The organism is Spongiivirga sp. MCCC 1A20706 (assembly GCF_046524175.1).
Lineage (GTDB): Bacteria > Bacteroidota > Bacteroidia > Flavobacteriales > Flavobacteriaceae > Spongiivirga.
Genome location: NZ_JBEFZF010000005.1, coordinates 121792 through 141169 on the forward strand (window position 1 = coordinate 121792; position 19378 = coordinate 141169).

The 19378-nt window shown below is 36.3% G+C and carries 21 protein-coding genes; 16 read left to right on the forward strand and 5 right to left on the reverse strand.

Going from position 1 to position 19378, the window contains the following annotated elements; all coding sequences use genetic code 11:
- Positions 1–136 precede the first annotated feature (136 nt).
- The 7 genes from ABN763_RS13145 to ABN763_RS13175 all read left to right on the forward strand — a co-directional run bounded on the left by ABN763_RS13145 (position 137) and on the right by ABN763_RS13175 (position 5090).
- Positions 137–916 (forward strand): hypothetical protein, encoded by a 780-nt coding sequence (locus ABN763_RS13145; RefSeq protein ID WP_410485941.1) that lies wholly within the window; start codon positions 137–139, stop codon positions 914–916.
- A gap of 104 nt (positions 917–1020) precedes the next feature.
- A complete protein-coding gene (locus tag ABN763_RS13150) occupies positions 1021–1932 on the forward strand; it encodes a hypothetical protein (protein ID WP_410485942.1) in 912 nt (303 codons plus the stop codon).
- 58 nt (positions 1933–1990) lie between these two features.
- Positions 1991–2434 (forward strand): hypothetical protein, encoded by a 444-nt coding sequence (locus tag ABN763_RS13155; RefSeq protein WP_410485943.1) that lies wholly within the window; start codon positions 1991–1993, stop codon positions 2432–2434.
- Positions 2435–2520: 86 nt separating this feature from the next.
- On the forward strand, positions 2521–2925 hold the full coding sequence (locus ABN763_RS13160; RefSeq protein WP_410485944.1) for an EthD family reductase: 405 nt from the start codon (positions 2521–2523) through the stop codon (positions 2923–2925).
- Between the two features lie 70 nt (positions 2926–2995).
- Positions 2996–4057: a strictosidine synthase family protein gene (locus tag ABN763_RS13165; RefSeq protein WP_410485945.1), complete on the forward strand. Its 1062-nt coding sequence runs from the start codon at positions 2996–2998 to the stop codon at positions 4055–4057.
- Between the two features lie 6 nt (positions 4058–4063).
- On the forward strand, positions 4064–4426 hold the full coding sequence (locus tag ABN763_RS13170; RefSeq protein WP_410485946.1) for a DUF1304 domain-containing protein: 363 nt from the start codon (positions 4064–4066) through the stop codon (positions 4424–4426).
- Between the two features lie 40 nt (positions 4427–4466).
- A complete protein-coding gene (locus ABN763_RS13175) occupies positions 4467–5090 on the forward strand; it encodes an intradiol ring-cleavage dioxygenase (RefSeq protein ID WP_410485947.1) in 624 nt (207 codons plus the stop codon).
- A gap of 20 nt (positions 5091–5110) precedes the next feature.
- Here the strand turns inward: ABN763_RS13175 and ABN763_RS13180 are convergent, their stop codons facing one another.
- Positions 5111–5407 carry a thioredoxin family protein gene (locus ABN763_RS13180; RefSeq protein ID WP_410485948.1) on the reverse strand — a complete coding sequence of 99 codons (297 nt, stop codon included), beginning with the start codon at positions 5405–5407 and terminating at the stop codon, positions 5111–5113.
- A gap of 63 nt (positions 5408–5470) precedes the next feature.
- Positions 5471–6700, reverse strand: coding sequence for a metallophosphoesterase (locus ABN763_RS13185; RefSeq protein WP_410485949.1), 1230 nt, complete (start codon positions 6698–6700; stop codon positions 5471–5473).
- Between the two features lie 268 nt (positions 6701–6968).
- Between ABN763_RS13185 and ABN763_RS13190 the strand changes: the two genes are divergently transcribed.
- Positions 6969–7202, forward strand: a complete 234-nt coding sequence (locus tag ABN763_RS13190; protein ID WP_410485950.1) for a hypothetical protein — start codon at positions 6969–6971, stop codon at positions 7200–7202.
- Positions 7203–7204: 2 nt separating this feature from the next.
- On the opposite strand, the gene ABN763_RS13195 is transcribed toward ABN763_RS13190, so the two are convergent.
- Positions 7205–7930 (reverse strand): copper homeostasis protein CutC, encoded by a 726-nt coding sequence (locus tag ABN763_RS13195; protein ID WP_410485951.1) that lies wholly within the window; start codon positions 7928–7930, stop codon positions 7205–7207.
- 128 nt (positions 7931–8058) lie between these two features.
- On the opposite strand from ABN763_RS13195, the gene ABN763_RS13200 reads away from it, so the two are divergent.
- Positions 8059–9054, forward strand: a complete 996-nt coding sequence (locus ABN763_RS13200) for an isoaspartyl peptidase/L-asparaginase family protein (RefSeq protein ID WP_410485952.1) — start codon at positions 8059–8061, stop codon at positions 9052–9054.
- A 2-nt stretch (positions 9055–9056) separates the two neighbouring features.
- Here ABN763_RS13200 and ABN763_RS13205 read toward each other — a convergent pair whose 3' ends face one another.
- The gene (locus ABN763_RS13205) at positions 9057–10187 is read right to left on the reverse strand and encodes a serine hydrolase domain-containing protein (protein ID WP_410485953.1); all 1131 of its coding nucleotides are present in this window, start codon (positions 10185–10187) and stop codon (positions 9057–9059) included.
- Between the two features lie 104 nt (positions 10188–10291).
- On the opposite strand from ABN763_RS13205, the gene polA reads away from it, so the two are divergent.
- From polA to ABN763_RS13240, 7 genes are all read left to right on the forward strand, one after another.
- Positions 10292–13135 carry a DNA polymerase I gene (gene polA / locus ABN763_RS13210; protein WP_410485954.1) on the forward strand — a complete coding sequence of 948 codons (2844 nt, stop codon included), beginning with the start codon at positions 10292–10294 and terminating at the stop codon, positions 13133–13135.
- 69 nt (positions 13136–13204) lie between these two features.
- A complete protein-coding gene (locus ABN763_RS13215) occupies positions 13205–13609 on the forward strand; it encodes an endonuclease domain-containing protein (RefSeq protein WP_410485955.1) in 405 nt (134 codons plus the stop codon).
- Between the two features lie 44 nt (positions 13610–13653).
- Positions 13654–14484, forward strand: a complete 831-nt coding sequence (locus tag ABN763_RS13220; protein WP_410485956.1) for a TerC family protein — start codon at positions 13654–13656, stop codon at positions 14482–14484.
- A gap of 13 nt (positions 14485–14497) precedes the next feature.
- Positions 14498–15778 carry an aminotransferase class V-fold PLP-dependent enzyme gene (locus tag ABN763_RS13225; RefSeq protein WP_410485957.1) on the forward strand — a complete coding sequence of 427 codons (1281 nt, stop codon included), beginning with the start codon at positions 14498–14500 and terminating at the stop codon, positions 15776–15778.
- A 71-nt stretch (positions 15779–15849) separates the two neighbouring features.
- Positions 15850–16689 (forward strand): alpha/beta fold hydrolase, encoded by an 840-nt coding sequence (locus ABN763_RS13230; protein WP_410485958.1) that lies wholly within the window; start codon positions 15850–15852, stop codon positions 16687–16689.
- A complete protein-coding gene (locus ABN763_RS13235; RefSeq protein ID WP_410485959.1) occupies positions 16682–17173 on the forward strand; it encodes an RNA polymerase sigma factor in 492 nt (163 codons plus the stop codon). Before ABN763_RS13230 ends, ABN763_RS13235 begins: the two co-directional genes overlap by 8 nt.
- A complete protein-coding gene (locus ABN763_RS13240; RefSeq protein ID WP_410485960.1) occupies positions 17166–17762 on the forward strand; it encodes a hypothetical protein in 597 nt (198 codons plus the stop codon). Before ABN763_RS13235 ends, ABN763_RS13240 begins: the two co-directional genes overlap by 8 nt.
- Here ABN763_RS13240 and ABN763_RS13245 read toward each other — a convergent pair.
- Positions 17759–19351 (reverse strand): phytoene desaturase family protein, encoded by a 1593-nt coding sequence (locus ABN763_RS13245; protein WP_410485961.1) that lies wholly within the window; start codon positions 19349–19351, stop codon positions 17759–17761. The genes ABN763_RS13240 and ABN763_RS13245 overlap by 4 nt on opposite strands.
- Between the last annotated feature and the right edge of the window lie 27 nt (positions 19352–19378).

The following is a 19378-nucleotide window of genomic DNA, read 5'->3' on the forward strand; positions in this document are numbered from 1 at the left end:
TCAACGCAAATATCTGATTACTGCGAGTTTTGCAAGTAGAAAATCTGTTTAACGAGATTCATTTTCAATGTTTTTAGTAACTTTCTAAAAGACAAAGGCTTTCTTTTTACACAAATCTGCTATAGCATATAAAGAAATGGGAAGAGTACATTTATTTGAATTTGAAGATCAGAAATGGTTTCCAAGTTTCTTGAGAAATTATGGGACCGATTTTTTGCAGTTTTTGTCAAATAAAACCAAAATGTATAAACCCATTATACCAATAATCAAAAAAGGATTAAAACAAAGTGGAACCAATCAAATAATTGATCTTGGTTCAGGAGGAGGTGGTGGACTTATTTGGCTGAACACCGAGCTAAAAAAGAATATCCCAAATTTGAAAATAACACTAACTGACCTTTACCCCAATGTTTCGGCATTTAATCATACTAAAAAGAGTACCGATAATTTCGAGTTCATCGAAACTCCAGTTGACGCTCGAAATGTGCCTTCAGAATTAGTTGGATTAAGAACTCAATTTTTATCGCTACATCATTTCAAACCAAAAGATGCTGAGCAAATCCTTCAAAACACTATAGATACCGGTAATGCTATTGCAATTTTTGAAGCTCAGGAGAGAAGCATCCCCAGTATTCTAGCAATGATTTTTTCGCCTATCAGTGTTTTATTGACTACACCATTTATTAGACCATTTAAACTCGGACGAATTATTTTCACATACATTATCCCAATCGTTCCGTTATTTGTGATGTGGGACGGAATTATTTCTGCATTACGCACCTACTCTATTGAAGAAATGAAGGCCCTTATCGAGAACCTAAAAGGTTCAGAAAATTACAATTGGGATATAAACAAAGTAAAATCAGGGCCAGGAATTATTCTGTATTTATTGGGAACCAAAAAAGAACAACAATAAAATTTTATATTGTTCAACCTCAATAATGGGGGAATATCCTGATAGAAATTTCGGTTCGTTTTTCTAAATTGGATGTGTTATGAAGCAACATAAATGCTGTAGTTATGAAACATGCCTATCTTCTATTTATCGGAATTATCTTGCTTTCCTGTAATTCTCAAAATAAGAATATTGAACCCGACAGGTCAAAACATGTTGGCCTCACTCAACTCAATTCGAATTATGCATTCAAAACATTACATAGTGGTGGAGAAATAGCCCATGCTATGAAACAATCGGAATTAGTGGATGAAGCGTACCAATTTCTATCGGAAATAATGGGACCAAAAAAGCAATTTTGCCTACTTGTAATCTCTGGTAAAGACTGGAATAAAAACGCATATTCTCCAGTTATTGGTATGCCAGAATATTACAGGGGAAATTTAATTGTCGGTGCAGGACAAAATGATATGGCCTCGGGTTTTGAAGAACTAATAATGAGTTTTCCGAAAGAAATGACAAAAAACCTTACCGATACATATACTAATGATCTTGGAACATTCGACCTGCGATTGTTTTTTGATAAACTTTCAATCCATGAATTAACGCACAGTTTTCAAGATCCGAAAAACCAAGAGGGCTATTCAATGAGCAGATGGTTAGAAGAAATTCATGCCAACATGGGGCTATATGCTTTCTACAAGACCAAAAAACCTAGTGAACTAAAATACATCATGAGTTTTGTGGACTTCAACCTAGGTAATCCACCTCCTGATTTACAATATACCAGCCTCTCAGATTTCGATGCGCATTACTATGAAATGAGTCCTTCGAACTACGGGCACTATCAAATGAAGTTTACGGGGGCAGCGAAGGAGGTAATCGACTCTCTAGGTAATGGTATTTTAAAACCACTAAATGATTTTATCATTAAATATGATGAAACATGGAAAGAAAAAATCACCAAAGAAGACTTTAAAAATAGGTTAGCGACCGAAGTTGATCCGTTTTTATTAGAAATTATTGAGAATTGGTAAAGTCCTTAATTATGTTACATACACAAACTATTACCTGCATTTACTAAAAAACTAAAGGATGATCAACCGTTTAGAATTTACTATAGATATAAAGGCTGAAAAATCGACCATTTGGGAAGCACTTTGGAATGAAACAAACTATCGCAAATGGGTAAGTGTATTCTATGAAGGTTCGTATGCAGTAACCGACGGCTGGAAAGAAGGTACCAAAGTACATTTTCTGGCTCCTGATAAAAGCGGGATCTACAGCATTGTTGAAAAACACATTCCTAATGAATATATCGAGTTCAAACATATTGGAAATGTTGTAGATGGAAAGGAAAAACCACTAAATGAAGAAACAAAAAAATGGTCAGGAGCAACAGAAATTTATAAACTTATTGAAGGAAAAGATGCCAATACATTGAAAGTTGAAATTGATGTGATGGATGAACACTTAGAGTTCATGTCTGAAACATTCCCGGAAGCTCTTGAGATTGTAAAAGACAACTGTATTCAATAATACTCATAAAATTAACCTTGCAGCGTCAAGTAGCCATACTGCTAAAAATATAGTATCTTCAATAACTAAAATCCCACAGTTTGAAAATGAAATACATCATACTACTTACCAGTATAGCCTTATGTTTTGGTAGCTGCAAACAAAGTACCTCATCCAATTCCTCAACGATCAAGAAGGGCATGGTTAAAGTAACCATTTTATACCCCAATAGTGATGGAAAAACATTTAATATGGAGTACTATTCAAACAAACATATGCCTATGTTAGATAGTTTATTTGGTGATTCACTAAAAAGCTATGCTATAGATAAAGGAATTGCGGGTAGGACTCCTGATGAACCAATCCCCTATCTAGCAATAGGATACTTATATTTTGATACGTTAAGTGATTATGAAAATTCTTTTGGCCCTAATGCCAAGACAATTCTTGGTGATATTCCAAACTATACAAATATTCAACCTCAGGTTCAAATAAGTGAAATTTTAAAGTGAGTTTACTTATTGAAAGGCTCACATCAAAGTTATTTAATCAAAAAAACGTACCTTAATTTCAAAGTATGGTATGCGCGTTTTCAAAAAGGTCATTCTATTTCTATTATTGATTCTCCTTGTTTTCGTTGGTCATTTATTAATATCGACCGGTTTTTTTCGTACGATCGAACCTCATTTTGAAGGTAGTATTCTAAAAAAAGTACCTATTAAAGGTGCTGAAGATATTATGGTTAGCCGACTAGACAGTTTTGCCATAATTTCGGCTACCAACCGACACGTTTACCCTCCAACAAGCGAAGAAAAAGGCGGTTTGCATTTAATTGATCTCAAAGCTGATAATTATACTCCTATTGCTTTGACCACTAACTTTAAAAGACCATTTGCCCCTCATGGTATTTCATTTCACAAAAAAGATAGCAGCTATCGCGTAATGGTCATTAACCATGCTAACAAAACACATTCTATCGAGGTTTTTGAATTGAAAGGCACAAATTTGAAGTACCTTAAAACACTAAAACACCCATTAATGATTCAACCCAACGATCTGGTTTTGGTTGACGAAAATAGGTTTTACTTTACTAACGATCATAAGTACACAGAGGGTCTGGGGCGATTCATTGAAGATTATGGTGGGATCGCCATGTCTAATGTTATCTATTTTGACGGAGAAGAATATCGAGAAGTTGCCGATGATATTGCCTATGCCAACGGTATTAACATCGATTTTAAGAGAAATCTAGTGTATGTTGCGTCTCCACGCGGATTTCTGGTGAAAGTGTATCGAAAAGAACAAAATGGTTCGCTTGTTTTTATAGAAGATATTGATTGCGATACAGGAGTTGATAATATTGAGCTCGATACGGATGGGAACTTATGGATTGGAGCACATCCAAATTTGTTGCGATTCGCCTCTTATGCAAAGGGTAAAAAAGAAACAGCTCCCTCAGAAATAATCAAAATAACCTATAATGATGTTGGTGATTATTCAGTCGAAAAGATATATGTCGAAGACGGCAGTGAAATGTCCGCATCTACGGTAGCCGCTACTTTTAACAATCTGATTTTTTCCGGTAACGTAATGGATAACGAGTTTCTTATCTTAGAAAGATCAACAAAAGAAGCTTCTAAATAACAATTTATGAAAATAGCTGTAAGTATTTTAATCGGTTTCATCGCAGCATTGCATCTCTACATTCTTTGGTTTGAAATGTTTGCTTGGGAAACTAGGGGCCGCAAGGTATTTAGCAACTTCCCAAAAGAGCTGTTTGGTCAAACCAAGACCATGGCAGCCAATCAAGGCTTATATAATGGTTTCTTAGCCGCAGGATTAATCTGGACATTTTTTATTGATAATATTGAATGGCAACAAAACGTATCACTGTTCTTTTTGGGTTGTGTAGCTGTCGCCGGAATATATGGGGCCATAACAGCTAGCAAAAAGATCTTTTTTGTACAGGCTTTGCCCGCTTTAATTAGCATTCTCTTAATACTATTTCTTTAAACAAACCTGTATCTTATCATTACACTAAGAAAATGTGGTGATGAGAAATTTGTTTTTAAGCATCTGTTTATGCTTCACTATCGTTTGCAACTGTCAATCGAATTCTACTGGTCATAACAAAAAAGTAGGCGGTCCCTGCCAAGGATGTGAGGCAATTTTTGAATATGGGGATAAAGTATTAAAAGACACAGATACACTTCCCGATTTTTCAAAAACTTCTCCCAAGTTAAAATTAAGTGGCACTGTTTACCAAAAAAACGGAAAAACACCTGCAAAAAATGTTATTCTATACTTCTATCAAACCAATCGAAAAGGGATATACCCGAAAAAAGGTGACGAAAAAGGATGGGGAAAACGGCATGGGTACTTAAGAGGTTGGGTAAAAACCAATAGCGTAGGTCATTACACTATTTATACATTCAGACCAGGTGCCTATCCTAACCGTAATACCCCAGAACATATTCATATAACTGTTAAAGAACCGGATAAGAATGAATATTATATAGAGGATGTGCTATTTGACGACGATGTGCTTTTGACATTGTCAAAAAGAAAAGACCTAAAACAGCGCGGTGGATCTGGAATTGTTAATCCTGTACTAAAAAATGGGATTTTAACAGTATCAAGGGATATTATTTTAGGTCATAATATTCCTAACTACTGATATGAAAGGCTTCTTATCTCTTAAATATACTCTTGCAATAATCCAATAAGCGTATTAGCATCTTGCTCACCACTTTGACGCCACTTCATTTCACCATTTTTATAGATCATCAAAGTAGGAAGGCCTTTCACCCGAAGTGCTTCAGCAAGCTCTTGGTTTTTTTCAACATCAATCTTAATTACTTTGGCTTTATCTCCCATTGCGGCAGCTACATCTAATAAAACAGGATGCATAGAAGTTGATGGCTCGCTCCACTCAGTAAAGAAGTCCAGTAATACCGGAGTAGAAGCTTCAATTAATTGACCAAATTTTGACATAGCGTTACAATTTTAATAACTACTATAAAACGTTTGTTTAACAAATATAGTGTTTATTCCTAACTATGCTGGTTGTGAGCCCTTTTTGAGTTCTATCACAGTAATTTCAGGCCATATTCCAACGCGACCAGGATAGCCGATAAATCCAAAACCACGATTTACATTAATGTACTGCCCTAACTCTTTATATATACCCGCCCAATGAGTATATCGCCACTTAACCGGACTCCATTTAACCCAACCGGGAATTTCGACACCAAATTGCATACCGTGGGTATGACCACTTAAGGTAAGATGATAGTGATAATCATCATTCACTACTTTTTGTTCCCAGTGAGAAGGATCATGACTCATCAATATTTTAAAGTCATCCTTATCAATAGCCTCACTGGCCTTTTTAAGGTCCCCTTTCTTCTTGAATCCGCCCGCACCCCAATTCTCAACACCAACTAGCGCAATACGTTGTCCGTTACGTTCTAAATACCTGCTTTCATTCAACAATAAATCGAAGCCGATCTCTTTTTGAATACTTTTTAAATTTTCAAGGTTTTTAGCTTTGGCTTCGGCACTTGGCCAGCCAACATAATCTCCATAATCGTGATTACCGAGTACAGAAAAAAGACCATCTTTTGCCGTAAGTTTACCAAAAAGATCTTTCCAAGGTAGCATTTCATCAGCAATATTATTTACCATATCGCCTGTAAACAAAATCGTATCAGATTGCTGCTCGTTGATTAAATTTATTGCATAATCTATCTTTTCCCTGCTATCAAAACTACCACTATGAATATCGCTTATCTGGGTTAATCGATACCCGTCAAAAGCCTCAGGCAAGTCTTCAAAATGCAGTGTGTACTTTAATACCTTAAAATTATATCTCCCCTTAAAAACGCCATATAACAACGAACTAAAGGGTACTGCTGCTAAACCGAGGGCGATTTGACTCACAAACTTTCGTCTTGAATGTATGGTCAAAGATGCATCACTACTAGCAGTTGCCTTTTTAATCAGACCTATAATTACACGAATGATATCCTCCAATAAAAGAACGACAGCAATTAACATTCCGGCCACAAAAACCGCTACAAATAACCCATTCCAAAAACTTCGTAAGGGTGTAAACATCGTTTTATACATCCCAGTGGACCATTGGTAAAAAAAACTAAATAGTAAAGATCCCCAGAGCAATAAATAACCAAAAGCGACCCATTTACTAGTAGTGCCCGTTTTTAGCGCTTGATATGAGTAAAATGTGATGGCAAGAAAAAATGTACCAAATATGAGTAATCGCATTATTATTAATTTTTAACAAAAATAAGGTGTACAAGAAGTTGAGCTTGTTTTTTAAGGAAGTATTAACTTAAACAGAGTTTAGAAATATTAAAAAAGTGGAATTTGAAATTTGAATTACAAGAATTTCTTCAACTAAACTTTTCCACTTTTAAACTTTGTGACTTTGTGATAAAAAAAGGAAAATTCCCCTTCGAAAACCAGTAGATGCCTCTACCACGTAAATAATAATGGCACCAAATTTGTACCTGGCTATTAAAAATAATTCATCATGATCACATCAATCATTTTAAGAACAGCCCTGTTGGCAAATAGTATAGCAATTATACTTCACCTATTAACTAATTGGTTAGATGGTATTAGTCTATTCATGCTCTTGGCATTTCAGTTTGTAATTATATCGGGATATTTCATTAACAAGATCGTTACACAAGTTGTTGCGAGCATTGATAGAGAGTTGAATGATGTAGATATTATTATAAGAAAGAAACAAGCCTTGTCATAATACTATTCTCGTATTACCGCTAGTACAGAGCGAATAAGTTCGATATTAGAGATAGGCACATACTCATTTCGTAAAAGTAGGGGACTATTCATGGAAAGTTTTTCGGGGTGCTGATCATCCTGGATAAGCGTTCCTGAAAAATGAATTTGATTAAATCCTTTTTCTTTAAATAAAATGGCATTGTCCGAATTTATTCCGCCTCCGGGTAAAATATTAATCTGATTATTCGCGATTTCTTTTAGCTCAACAAGATTTGAAATTCCTTTTTCGGCGCTAACTTCTTTTCCGGAAGTAAGCACACTATCAACCCCTAAATCAATTAACGTATTAAGTGCTTGTTTTTGATCAGGAATCCAATCAAAGGCCCTGTGAAAGGTCACATGCATTGGTTTTGCCAGTGATACTAGTTCCTTCATACTTTGCGAATCGATCGTGAAGTCTTTATTCAGAAGGCCAACAACAACACCCGCACATTTCATCTTTTTACAAAAAAGAATATCCTTTTTTATTATTTCAATTTCTTCACGTGTATAACAAAAACCGCCACTTCTTGGTCGAATTAAAACATGTACCGGAATCGAAATAGCAGCAATTACCTGTTCGATCATTCCCGAAGAAGGGGTGATACCACCAACTGCTAATTCAGCACAAAGTTCAATTCGGTCCGCTCCAGCGATTTCAGCGTTAATGGCCGATTGATAATTGGGAGCACATATTTCAACAATCATTTTTGGTATCTTAGTTGGGTAAATTGCCTTAGGATAGACTCAAGGTATTCCGTTGAAAATAAATTTTGATTTCGAGACGAGCTTTTAAATTTTAAATCTCGATTATCTAGTAAATGTAACCACTTATAATGAAACGCAGAAACTTTGTAAAAAACGCGGCTTTAGGTAGCACCGGGATTTTGGTAGGACCCTCAACATTGGCTTGTACCGAAAAGACTGAAAAGCAAGAAGAAAAAACGGTCTCAAAAATCAGTTTACCACTTGTCGTTGCAACGTGGAATGTGCCCAATGCAACAGCTAAAGCTTGGGAAGTTTTACAAAGTGGAAAGTCAGCTTTAGATGCTGTCGAGCAGGGTGTGATGATCGAAGAAGCCGATCCTAACAACCAATCTGTTGGTTATGCAGGACTACCGGATCGCGATGGCAATGTTACCTTAGATGCATGCATTATGAATAAGAATGGTAATTATGGAGCTGTACTGTATTTAAAAGATATTAAGCACCCCATTCAAGTAGCACGAAAGGTAATGGAAGATACCCCCCATGTAATTTTAGCCGGTGACGGGGCTAAGCAATTCGCCTTGGAAAGTGGATTCAAGGCTGAAGATTTATTAACCGAAAAGTCGAAAAAAGATTGGGAGGCCTGGAAGGTGAAATCAGAATATAAACCTGTGATTAATATCGAAAATCACGATACGATTGGTATGTTGGCTATTGACAAAAATGGTGATCTTGCCGGTGCATGCACCACTAGTGGATTAGCCTACAAAATGAAAGGTCGTGTTGGCGATTCTCCCATTATTGGTTCTGGATTGTTCATTGATAATGAAATTGGCGGAGCAGTTGCAACCGGATTAGGCGAAGAAGTTTTAAAAACAGTAGGCAGCTTTTTAATTGTCGAGTTAATGCGTCAGGGCAGAAGTCCTCAAGAAGCCTGCGAAGAAGCAATTGGTCGAATTGTCAACAAAAAAGGAACGAACTATAAAGACTTCCAAGTGGGATATATAGCTATTAACAAGCAAGGAGAAGTCGGTTACTATTCCATACATAGCGGTTTTAGCATGACGCAATACCAAGAAGGTAAAAATGAGAATTTGGCAGCAAATTATTTTAATAAGGAATAATTTTACTTAAAAACTTTTACCAACTCCTGTCCTATTCTATCAATGTGTAGCGAACTCGAATTATCTAAAATCACTAGGCAATTTTTAAGTTCGAAATTTCGAATAATAGTCGTTCGAGCTCCTAACCACGATCCGTTGTGCATAACTGCGCTTGGGGTGACTCTCCATCCAAAACCATAATTGGATGTTTCAGCATTAATTAAAGTGGGCGTTTTAAATGCTTCTTTTATTGTTTCTTCAGAAAGTATGTTGTTTTCATACCAAAATTGATTCCAAATCACAAAATCATCAAGACTAGAAAAAACAGCACCATCTCCGGATACACCATCCAAAATTTCAGGAACTAATGCCTCCTTTCGACCACCAAAATTTACAAAACTCGATGTCTTATTCTTAAAAGTCTTTTCATCTGATAGCAAATTCCAAACTCGGGTATTTTTCATTCCCAGCGGATCAAACAATTCCACTTTCATAAAATCTTCAAATGACTGCCCGCTCACTTTTTCAATAGTTGCAGAAAGTAATACATATCCTAAGTTAGAATACTCATATTTTGAATTAGGTTCATTTTTATAAGGTGGATTTTCTTTTGCTAGCAACTTCACAACTTTTTCGTTGGTCAACAAATCACCAACCTTATCAGGGTATTTATCAGGAAAATTCATATACACATCCGGGATTCCCGAAGTATGATTGAGCAACATTCTTAAGGTAACATCAGTGTACGATAGCTCAGGAAAAAACTTAGTAATCGGGTCGTCAAAATCGAGGGAGTCCTTTTCTTTTAAGATCATTATGCCAGTGGCGGTAAACTGTTTCGACACCGAAGCCAATCGAAAGGCGGATTCTGTGTTTAAACCTGCTGTTGCTGTATGGTCCGTAAACCCATATGCTTTCTTTAGCAATACACTATCATTTTTTATGAGTAGTACCCCGCCATTGAACTTATCATCGGCTTGCATTTTTGCCAACCAAGCATCGGCTTTAGCCACTTTCGAAAGCTGATTCTCTTCAGGTGAGATTTCTAATGAAGCGACCTTCAGCTCCGCATTATAAAACCAGATTGCAAATGCAATAATACAAATCACTACCAATCCTATAATTCCAAGTAAAATCTTCCAAAAAAGTTTCATAAAAAGTTGCTTTAAAATGTTAGTGATAAAATTAGCGAATGTGTTACAGTATTTTTAAATTCTAATTGGGTTGCCTACATTTACCATTCATAATTCAGCACCACATGTCCGATCAAAAACGTCTCTTTTTACTCGATGCCTATGCCTTAATTTTTCGTGGGTATTACGCTTTCATAAAAAACCCCCGTATCACTAGTACAGGCATGGATGTGTCTGCAATTATGGGATTTACCAACTCACTTTTTGATGTGATAAGACGGGAAAAACCAGATCATTTAGCAGTAGCATTTGATAAAGGCGGCAGTGTCGCTCGAACAGAGCAATTTGCGGAATATAAAGCAAATCGTGATGAAACACCTGAGGCGATTAAAATAGCAGTACCCTATATTCAAGAGATTTTAAAAGCGATGCATATTCCTATAATTGAAAAAGAAGGAATTGAAGCTGATGATTTAATAGGAACATTATCAAAACAAGCTGAAAAAGAAGGCTATAAGGTATTTATGGTAACGCCGGATAAGGATTATGCACAGCTGGTAAGTGAAAACATTTTTATGTATCGCCCCGCCCGTATGGGTAATGGTATAGAGATTTGGGGAATTCCCGAAGTACAGGCAAAGTTTGAAGTCGAACGACCAGAACAAGTAATCGACTATTTAGGAATGATGGGAGATGCGGTTGATAATATTCCAGGGTTACCTGGGGTTGGCGACAAGACTGCAAAAAAGTTTATCAAATTATATGGTGGATTAGAAGGTCTTTTAGCCAATACTCATGAACTAAAAGGTAAGATGAAAGAAAAGGTGGAAGCCAATGCAGAACTCGGACGACTATCGAGACAATTAGCCACTATTATTTTAGACTGCCCCGTTACTTTTGATGCGAAAGATTATGAATTATCAGAGCCAGATAAAAATAAGGTAAAAGAGATTTTTCAAAATTTAGAGTTTAGAAGATTAACCGATCAATTTATTAAGCTTTTTTCAGGCGAAGCCGAAAGCTCGGACAATGCTGAAATAGTTGCTGAAAAACCCAAAGCTAAGGTATCAACAGCAGGCGCAGGTCAATTTTCATTATTTGATCAAGGTTCAGGGAGTGCTACTATTCAAACGGATGTTTCAAGTGCAACAGGCAGAAAAACAATACAAACTACAGAACACTTTTACCAATTAGTAGCTCCAGGTTTATCGATTAATCTTTTCATGGAAAAGTTGATGAAACAACAAAGTGTTTGCTTTGATACAGAAACCACAGGTATAAATCCCATTACCGCCGAATTAGTCGGTATCGCATTTTCATGGGATGCCGGCAAAGGATATTATATCCCATTCCCCGAAGAAAAAGAAAAGGCACAAGAAATTATTGAGCAATTACGCCCATTTTTTGAAGCTGAAAACATTCAAAAAATCGGCCAGAACTTAAAATATGATATCAAGGTATTGGCTAAATACAATGTCGTTGTAAAGGGCGGTATTTTCGATACCATGTTAGCGCACTATTTGATCAATCCAGATATGCGCCATAATATGGATGTCTTGGCAGAAACATATTTAAATTACACCCCGGTTTCTATTACTGAATTAATCGGTAAAAAAGGAAAAAATCAGTTGTCAATGCGTGATGTCCCGATTGAAAAACAAACCGAATATGCGGTTGAAGATGCCGATATTACACTTCAGTTAAAAGAACATTTTGAAAAAGAACTGACAGAAGCACATACAAAAACGTTATTCAATGATATTGAAGTCCCATTAGTTTCTGTGCTCGCTGATATGGAATTAGAGGGGATCAATCTAGACAAGGACTTTCTGGGTGGTTTATCATCAGAATTGGATAGTGATATTGCCAATCTCCAAAAGGCCATTTATGAAGAAGCAGGGGAAGAATTCAATATCGCTTCACCAAAACAGCTAGGGGTAATTCTATTTGAAAAAATGAAACTGGTTGACAAACCAAAAAAGACTAAAACCGGTCAATATTCAACCAGTGAAGATGTGCTTTCATACTTAGCAAAAGACCATAAAATTATTCAAAATGTGCTGGAATACCGCGGGCTTAGCAAGTTAAAAAGCACCTATGTCGATGCCTTACCAGATCAAGTTGAGGAAAGCACCGGCCGGGTACATACAGATTATATGCAAACTGTTGCCGCAACGGGCCGGTTAAGTTCTAACAATCCAAATCTTCAGAATATCCCTATCCGAACCGAACGCGGGCGACAAGTTAGAAAAGCCTTTGTACCCAGAAATGAGGATTATGTGTTGCTAGCAGCCGATTATTCTCAAATTGAATTGCGCATTATAGCTGCCCTGAGCAAAGAGGATACAATGATTAATGCATTTAAAAATGGTGAAGACATTCACGCATCTACCGCTGCACGTGTTTTTAATGTCGATATTAATGATGTTACAAGAGAACAACGTAGTAATGCAAAAACAGTCAATTTTGGGATCATCTATGGGGTATCTGCATTCGGATTAAGCAATCAAACCGATCTGTCAAGAAGTGAAGCAAAAGAGCTAATTGAAACATACTACAAAACCTATCCGAAGCTTCGAAACTTTATGAGCGATCAGGTGGACTTTGCTCGTGAAAATGGGTATGTACAAACCATATCTGGTCGTCGTCGCTATTTAAAGGACATTAATTCTGGTAACGCTGTTGTTCGCGGTGCTGCCGAGAGAAATGCCGTAAATGCTCCTATTCAGGGTAGTGCAGCCGATGTAATCAAAATTGCAATGATTAATATCCACAAGAAACTTAAAGAAGCTAATTACAAAACAAAAATGCTTCTGCAAGTGCATGATGAATTGGTTTTCGACGTCTACAAACCGGAATTAGAAGAAATAAAAACATTGATCAAGTCCGAAATGGAAAATGCTTATGCGATGGATGTTCCTCTAGACGTTGATCTTGGACTTGGTCAAAATTGGTTAGAAGCGCATTAAAGTGATTCTGAGGTTGGTAAGATGTTAAAAATTGTCCCCTTGAGGGGACTTTAGGGGTGTTCACCATTTATGAAAAATAAAATAATACCATATCGTCCGGACTTAAAGGTAAAAGCTAGAGAGTTAAGAAAAAATAGCACCTTAGCGGAAGTGCTTTTGTGGGAAAAGATTAAAAGCAGGGCATATGGAGTGCAATTTCATCGGCAAGTCCCGATGCTGGATTATTTAGTTGATTTTTATTGTCATGAACTTAAATTGGTAATTGAGGTAGATGGAAACGGTCATAATTTTAAAGATGAATACGATTTAACAAGAGAAAGAAGACTGAAATTATATGGAGTTCACTTTCTTCGGTTTACCAATGAGCAGATAAAAAAGAATATGTTTTCAGTTGAATTGGTTTTAAAAGAGACCATAGAAAATATAGTAAATAGTAAAAAACACCTTTCTAACTCCTCTCAAGGGGAGAATTAATTTCAAATTTATCTTACTTTTAAAAAAACTAACAACCAAACTAGATGGATCAACTATTTACCGCCGATGCGCTCTTTACACTATTTATGCTTGTTTTATTGCAAGCTGTTCTTGGTTTTGACAACCTCCTCTATATCTCGTTAGAATCGAAAAAAGCCGAGCCGTCTCGTCAAAGCTATGTACGTAAACTAGGTGTTGGCCTTGCTATTATATTGCGTATTGCATTGTTATTTGCACTCATGTCGTTGATTCAGTATTTCCAAAATCCGTTTGCCAGTCTGCATCAAGAAGGCATGTTAGAATTTGAATTTAATGTACATAGTGTTATCGTTCTTGTCGGTGGTGTTTTCATTATTTATACCGCAATTAAGGAGATATGGCATATGATGTTAATGCATGAACACGAGGTCGAAGATAAATCTAAAAAAAGATCAGAGACTATGATCATTGTTTGGATTGTAATTATGAACCTCGTCTTTTCTTTTGATTCCATTTTAAGTGCCATGGCGCTTACCAGTGATATGGATTACACTCCACAACTAATATTAATGAGTATTGCAATTATTGCGGGAGGTGTATTGATGATTGTTTTGGCCGACAAAGTTGCTACCTTTTTGCAGAAAAACAGAATGTATGAAGTATTAGGACTGTTTATACTTTTTATTGTTGGTATTATGCTACTATCGGAAGGCGGACATCTAGCGCATATCAAAATTTTTGGCAACCCTATTGAGCCAATGAGTAAAACAACTTTCTACTTTGTAATTATTGTGTTGGTTATCGTCGATATTGTTCAAGGCAGATATCAAAAGAATTTGCTGGCGCAAAAGGAAAAAGAAGAAGCTATTTTAGAAAAAGTAAAAAGCGATAACTAAAAAATCTTGTTTTATGAAAAGCCAAGGCCGAAGAAAGTTTATACAATCAATTACTTCTGGCGCGGCGGCTTCAATTGCGCTACCCAGTATTGCATTTGCTTCGATTAACGAAAATCTAGAAGCTTCATTCGAGCAATTGTTTGATACCAATTATACTGATGAAGAGTCATTTTGGGAAGCGGTAAAGAACCAGTTTAAATTTGCTGATGGCTTATTCTACTTCAACAATGCTTCGCTAGGTTCTTCCTCACTACCTATACGACAAGCAACAAACTCATTTCGAGAAACATTAGACGGTTTCCCTTCAAAATATATGTGGGGTGGTTGGAACAAGGAAAAGGAACATACACGCAAACTGGTAGCCGATTTATTTTCGGTTTCTGAAGAAGAAATAGCATTGACCCATAATACAACAGAAGGAATGAACCTCATCGCCCGTAGTTTTGATCTACAGGCAGGTGACGAAGTAATTCTTGCAGATCATGAGCATGCAAGTGGGACCATTCCTTGGGAAGTTTGGCAAGAAACCAAAGGCATTAAATTGGTTAGGCCAACCTTACCAATTCTACCTAAAAGTATCGATGAGGTAGTACAGGTATTTAAAAATGCCATTAGCCCACAAACAAAGGTCATATCAATGTGTCATATTGTAAATACTAACGGGATGATCCTTCCAGTAAAAGATATATCGAAATTGGCTCATGAAAATGGTATTTTAGTTGCGGTTGATGGCGCACAATCCTCAGGAATGTTTACCATCGATCTTCACGATCTTGGTTGTGATTTTTATACAGCTAGCTCACATAAATGGCTATTTGCCCCAAAAGGAATTGGTGTTTTTTATGCGAAAAAAGAAAGTCAACATCATCTAAAGCCATTAATGGTTGCCAGAGGACATACCGATACTAGCATTAGGCGATTAGAAAACTACAACACCAGAAACTTACCTGAACTTCTTGGCTTAGGCGCTTCTGTAAAATTTCATAATGAAATTGGGTCAGATAAAATAACAAAGCGCTCTTTTGAATTAAAATCATACTTCAGAAATAAAATAAAAGACAACCCAAAGTTCAAAATAAAAACACCAGAAGCAGATGAGCTTTCATCCGCGATTCAAGTAGTCGAACTTGTCGGAAAAAATGTTCGCGAGGTTAAAAAACAACTTTTTGATCAGTATGGTATCGATTGCAGACCCATGACCAAATTTGGCTTAAACGCAATACGACTATCGTTTGCCATTTACATCACTAAAAAAGATATTGATTATCTAGTTGACGCTTTAGAACGTATCTAGAAAATTGAAATTTCTTTTTGACCTGGTGTAACATTTTTTTCATAACTGCATCAAAGGGTAAATTTTAGATCATGAAAAACATAAAACTTACCTTTATTATTACATTATTTGTTTCATTTACGTACGCTCAAAACAGCGCGATTAAAACTGAAGTAAAGGGCAATGGAAATCCCATTGTTTTTCTTCCGGGCTTTACCACCCCTGGCAGTGTTTGGAACGAAACGCTAGATAATATCTCCGGAAATTTTGAATATCACCTTATTTCTTATGCAGGTTTTAACGGAATTGAACCCATCGAAATGCCATGGTACAATAATGTTAAAGATGCTATTGTAACCTATATTAAAGAAAATGAACTTTCTAACATTACCTTAATCGGTCATAGCATGGGTGGTAATCTTGCCATAGACATTGCCGTCGTATTTAAAGAGGAAATCAAAGGAATCATATTAGTCGATTCGTTACCGTGTATGAGAGAAATTATGATGCCGGGTGTGAAAGCAGACGATCTGCAATATGATAGCCCATATAACAATCAGATGTTGGCAATGAATGCCAATCAGTTTAAGCAGACCGCAGGTTTTATGGCACAAAACATGACCAACCAAAAAGATAAAATATCAACGCTTACGAGTTGGATTTTAAAAGCAGATAGAAAAACCTATACATACGGCTATACCGACTTATTAAAGTTAGACTTAAGAGACGATCTTAAAAATATAAACACTAGAACCTTGATCTTAGGGGCCTCGTTTCCTAATCCTGAAATGACGAAAGCTACTTTCGAAAAACAGTATGTCAATCTAAGCAACAAAACCATTGAAATCGCTGACGATAGTAAGCATTTTATTATGTTCGATCAGCCAGAATGGTTTTACGAAAAAGTAAATTCTTTCTTAGTTAATGAGTAAAACTGATATCTCTTTTGAAGCTATTTATAAAGCCCATTATCCAATGGTATATCAAATGTGCTTGGGTTATATGAAAGGGAATGCCGACCTCGCAGGCGATCTTGTTCAAGAAATATTCATTGTTGTCTGGAATAAACTAGCATCATTCGAAGGTAGGTCAACCCACAAAACATGGATTTATCGTATTACTGTTAACTCATGCTTGCAATATCTTCGGAAAGAAAAACGAAAAAGCAATATCCAATTTGAAAAGATAGAATACGCCTTGCAAAATGAGGTGGATCAATCGCCACAAGACAATAATAAAAAGTTATATCAGGCTATCGGGAAATTAGCAGAAATTGACCGCTTAATAATTATGATGATACTTGATGGTGAAAGTCATGAAGGCGTAGCCGAAGTCATTGGAATATCACCTGGAAATGTACGAGTAAAGATCCATCGAATTAAACAACGATTAAAAAAAATATTAGAAAATGAATAAGGATTTTGAACAACTTCAAGATCTCTGGGAACAGAGTAAAGAAGATATTGCAGTAACTGATCAAACCACTAGTGGCTATGCCACATTAATAGATAGCAAAAAACTAAAAAGTAAGCAGTTTCATTTCGGTAACATTTTTGTTTTATTACTGACACTAGTTGTAATCGTAACTTTTTTCATCTTTATTGCTCCTGTACGAGAATTGGTAAGTAGAATTGGTGCCGGCATCATGATCTTTGGATTAATACTTAGAATTTTAATCGAGTTTTACAGTATTAGGAAAGCGAGGCAACTAAACCCGGCATTAAATGCGTTATCTAATTTAGAGGAATCAATTAAATACTTGAAACTTAGAAAATGGATTCATAAAGAACTTACGATTGGGATACTAATTAGCTATACCATCGGATTGTTGATGATTGCTCCTGAGTTTCAGTATTACTTAGGCACCTTACCGGTCATTATATTTTACGGAATGTTCGTAATAAGCGGGGCGATCATTATATGGAAAATAAGAAAACAGATAAAGCAAGAGTTGCTAGATATACAAGAAATTATCAATCTTAAAAAACAAATAACTACTCATTAAGTAGATTGCATTACTTTCTTCAAAATGTTTTTACCTGTCATTGCTGCTGTAGTTAAAACTCCTGAGAACAAGGCTGCACCTACACCAGCAGTGACAATGTCTTGACCAGTTAAATAGAAGTTTTTAATTGGAGTCCTCGGTTTTAAAAACTTCTGTCTGAAACGTTTTGGACTGTGATCTAACCCATAGATCTCTCCTTTTTCATAGTTTACAAAATGCTGAGTGGTTAGTGGGGTCGACAGCTCGTAATAATCGACTTTGTCTCGAAGATGTGGTAGTTGTTTATATAGTTCTTCTAATAATCGCAGCGCTATCTTTTCTTTTTTAGCTTCGTACTCCTGGCCCCTTTTTTTCCAGCGACTGTCGTTCCATGGCTCAAATTCTTCATAAGGCACCAGTGTTATAATATCAATCGTACTTTTTCCCGGATAACGATTTGACCAATCGGGATCTTTAGCCGATGGAAATGAGATATACACTACTGGAAATTCTTCGTCAGTATTCGCTAAATACTTCTCAACAATACTGTCATGATCTCCTTTTTCAGGATAAATCCAAAAGTTCGTTTTTGGTAGTTTCAACTCCTGTGGCGAGCCATTCAGGCCAATATACAAGCATGAATGCGCAACGGAAGGTTCAATCTTTTTAAGCTGATTATCTAAACGGTGTTTTACAACACTCGCTTTCGGAAGTAGCTTTTTATAAGTAGTCATGATACCAGCACCGCTAATGATCTTTTTAGCGTAAAAAACAGTTCCGTCTTTCATTCGTACGCCTGTTGCAATGTTGTTTTTTACAACTATCTCATCAACCTCTGCATTTACCAAGATCGTACCTCCTGCTGCCTCAATTACAGGGTCAATGGTTTCAACAATTTGAGAAGAGCCCCCAATAGGGAAGCTGCCCCCACTAAAATAATGCCTAGCAACAGAAGCATGCATAGGAAAGCTACTTTGTTTTGGAGGGAGGCCATAATCTCCATACTGTCCAGTTAATACTTTGATCAGTTCTTCATTATTGGTTAAGGTTCTTAAAACCTCATAGGTAGTTTTATCAGCATAATTTTGATAAGGCTTTCGCATAAACCTACCGATAATCGCACTTATTAAAGGTGACAATGCTTTATTTAAGTAAAAATTCTTACTGCTTTTGTTTACACTAAAAACAAGATTCACGTAGTCATTAATGGCTTGCCTTTCATCTGGAAAATATCCGACCAACTTATCTTTAAAATTCTGAACACCTTTTACCAGATCATATGATGTATCACCAATAATGATCCGATCATAAACATCACCCATATCTGCCCACTTTAAGTTACCATTTGACACATAGTCAAAAAGCTTTTTAAGTATGCTATTAGATCGTTGCACTTCACCTATATAATGAATACCAACATCCCATTCATAACCTTTTCGTTTAAAAACATGAGTAAAACCGCCAGCGGTGTAGTGGCGTTCTAAAACAAGCACCTTTTGACCTTCTTTTGCGAGAATAGCCGCAGTAGTCAGGCTACCCATTCCTGAACCTATAATAATTGAATCGTACCGTTCTTGTAAATCAGGTTTTTGCTTATATGATTGTACCATAGGCTAGTTTTAAATACTAGCACAAAA

What these genes read in the sequence shown, in the direction of transcription:
- ABN763_RS13215 (WP_410485955.1), top strand. Translation starts at nt 13,205, where the DNA reads ATGAAAAATAAAATAATACCATATCGTCCGGACTTAAAGGTAAAAGCT.
- ABN763_RS13235 (WP_410485959.1), top strand. Translation starts at nt 16,682, where the DNA reads ATGAGTAAAACTGATATCTCTTTTGAAGCTATTTATAAAGCCCATTAT.
- ABN763_RS13150 (WP_410485942.1), top strand. Translation starts at nt 1,021, where the DNA reads ATGAAACATGCCTATCTTCTATTTATCGGAATTATCTTGCTTTCCTGT.
- ABN763_RS13200 (WP_410485952.1), top strand. Translation starts at nt 8,059, where the DNA reads ATGAAACGCAGAAACTTTGTAAAAAACGCGGCTTTAGGTAGCACCGGG.
- ABN763_RS13185 (WP_410485949.1), bottom strand. Translation starts at nt 6,700, where the DNA reads ATGCGATTACTCATATTTGGTACATTTTTTCTTGCCATCACATTTTAC.
- ABN763_RS13230 (WP_410485958.1), top strand. Translation starts at nt 15,850, where the DNA reads ATGAAAAACATAAAACTTACCTTTATTATTACATTATTTGTTTCATTT.
- ABN763_RS13220 (WP_410485956.1), top strand. Translation starts at nt 13,654, where the DNA reads ATGGATCAACTATTTACCGCCGATGCGCTCTTTACACTATTTATGCTT.
- ABN763_RS13170 (WP_410485946.1), top strand. Translation starts at nt 4,064, where the DNA reads ATGAAAATAGCTGTAAGTATTTTAATCGGTTTCATCGCAGCATTGCAT.
- ABN763_RS13195 (WP_410485951.1), bottom strand. Translation starts at nt 7,930, where the DNA reads ATGATTGTTGAAATATGTGCTCCCAATTATCAATCGGCCATTAACGCT.
- ABN763_RS13155 (WP_410485943.1), top strand. Translation starts at nt 1,991, where the DNA reads ATGATCAACCGTTTAGAATTTACTATAGATATAAAGGCTGAAAAATCG.
- ABN763_RS13205 (WP_410485953.1), bottom strand. Translation starts at nt 10,187, where the DNA reads ATGAAACTTTTTTGGAAGATTTTACTTGGAATTATAGGATTGGTAGTG.
- ABN763_RS13175 (WP_410485947.1), top strand. Translation starts at nt 4,467, where the DNA reads ATGAGAAATTTGTTTTTAAGCATCTGTTTATGCTTCACTATCGTTTGC.
- ABN763_RS13190 (WP_410485950.1), top strand. Translation starts at nt 6,969, where the DNA reads ATGATCACATCAATCATTTTAAGAACAGCCCTGTTGGCAAATAGTATA.
- ABN763_RS13160 (WP_410485944.1), top strand. Translation starts at nt 2,521, where the DNA reads ATGAAATACATCATACTACTTACCAGTATAGCCTTATGTTTTGGTAGC.
- ABN763_RS13225 (WP_410485957.1), top strand. Translation starts at nt 14,498, where the DNA reads ATGAAAAGCCAAGGCCGAAGAAAGTTTATACAATCAATTACTTCTGGC.
- ABN763_RS13240 (WP_410485960.1), top strand. Translation starts at nt 17,166, where the DNA reads ATGAATAAGGATTTTGAACAACTTCAAGATCTCTGGGAACAGAGTAAA.
- ABN763_RS13245 (WP_410485961.1), bottom strand. Translation starts at nt 19,351, where the DNA reads ATGGTACAATCATATAAGCAAAAACCTGATTTACAAGAACGGTACGAT.
- ABN763_RS13180 (WP_410485948.1), bottom strand. Translation starts at nt 5,407, where the DNA reads ATGTCAAAATTTGGTCAATTAATTGAAGCTTCTACTCCGGTATTACTG.
- ABN763_RS13165 (WP_410485945.1), top strand. Translation starts at nt 2,996, where the DNA reads ATGCGCGTTTTCAAAAAGGTCATTCTATTTCTATTATTGATTCTCCTT.
- polA (WP_410485954.1), top strand. Translation starts at nt 10,292, where the DNA reads ATGTCCGATCAAAAACGTCTCTTTTTACTCGATGCCTATGCCTTAATT.
- ABN763_RS13145 (WP_410485941.1), top strand. Translation starts at nt 137, where the DNA reads ATGGGAAGAGTACATTTATTTGAATTTGAAGATCAGAAATGGTTTCCA.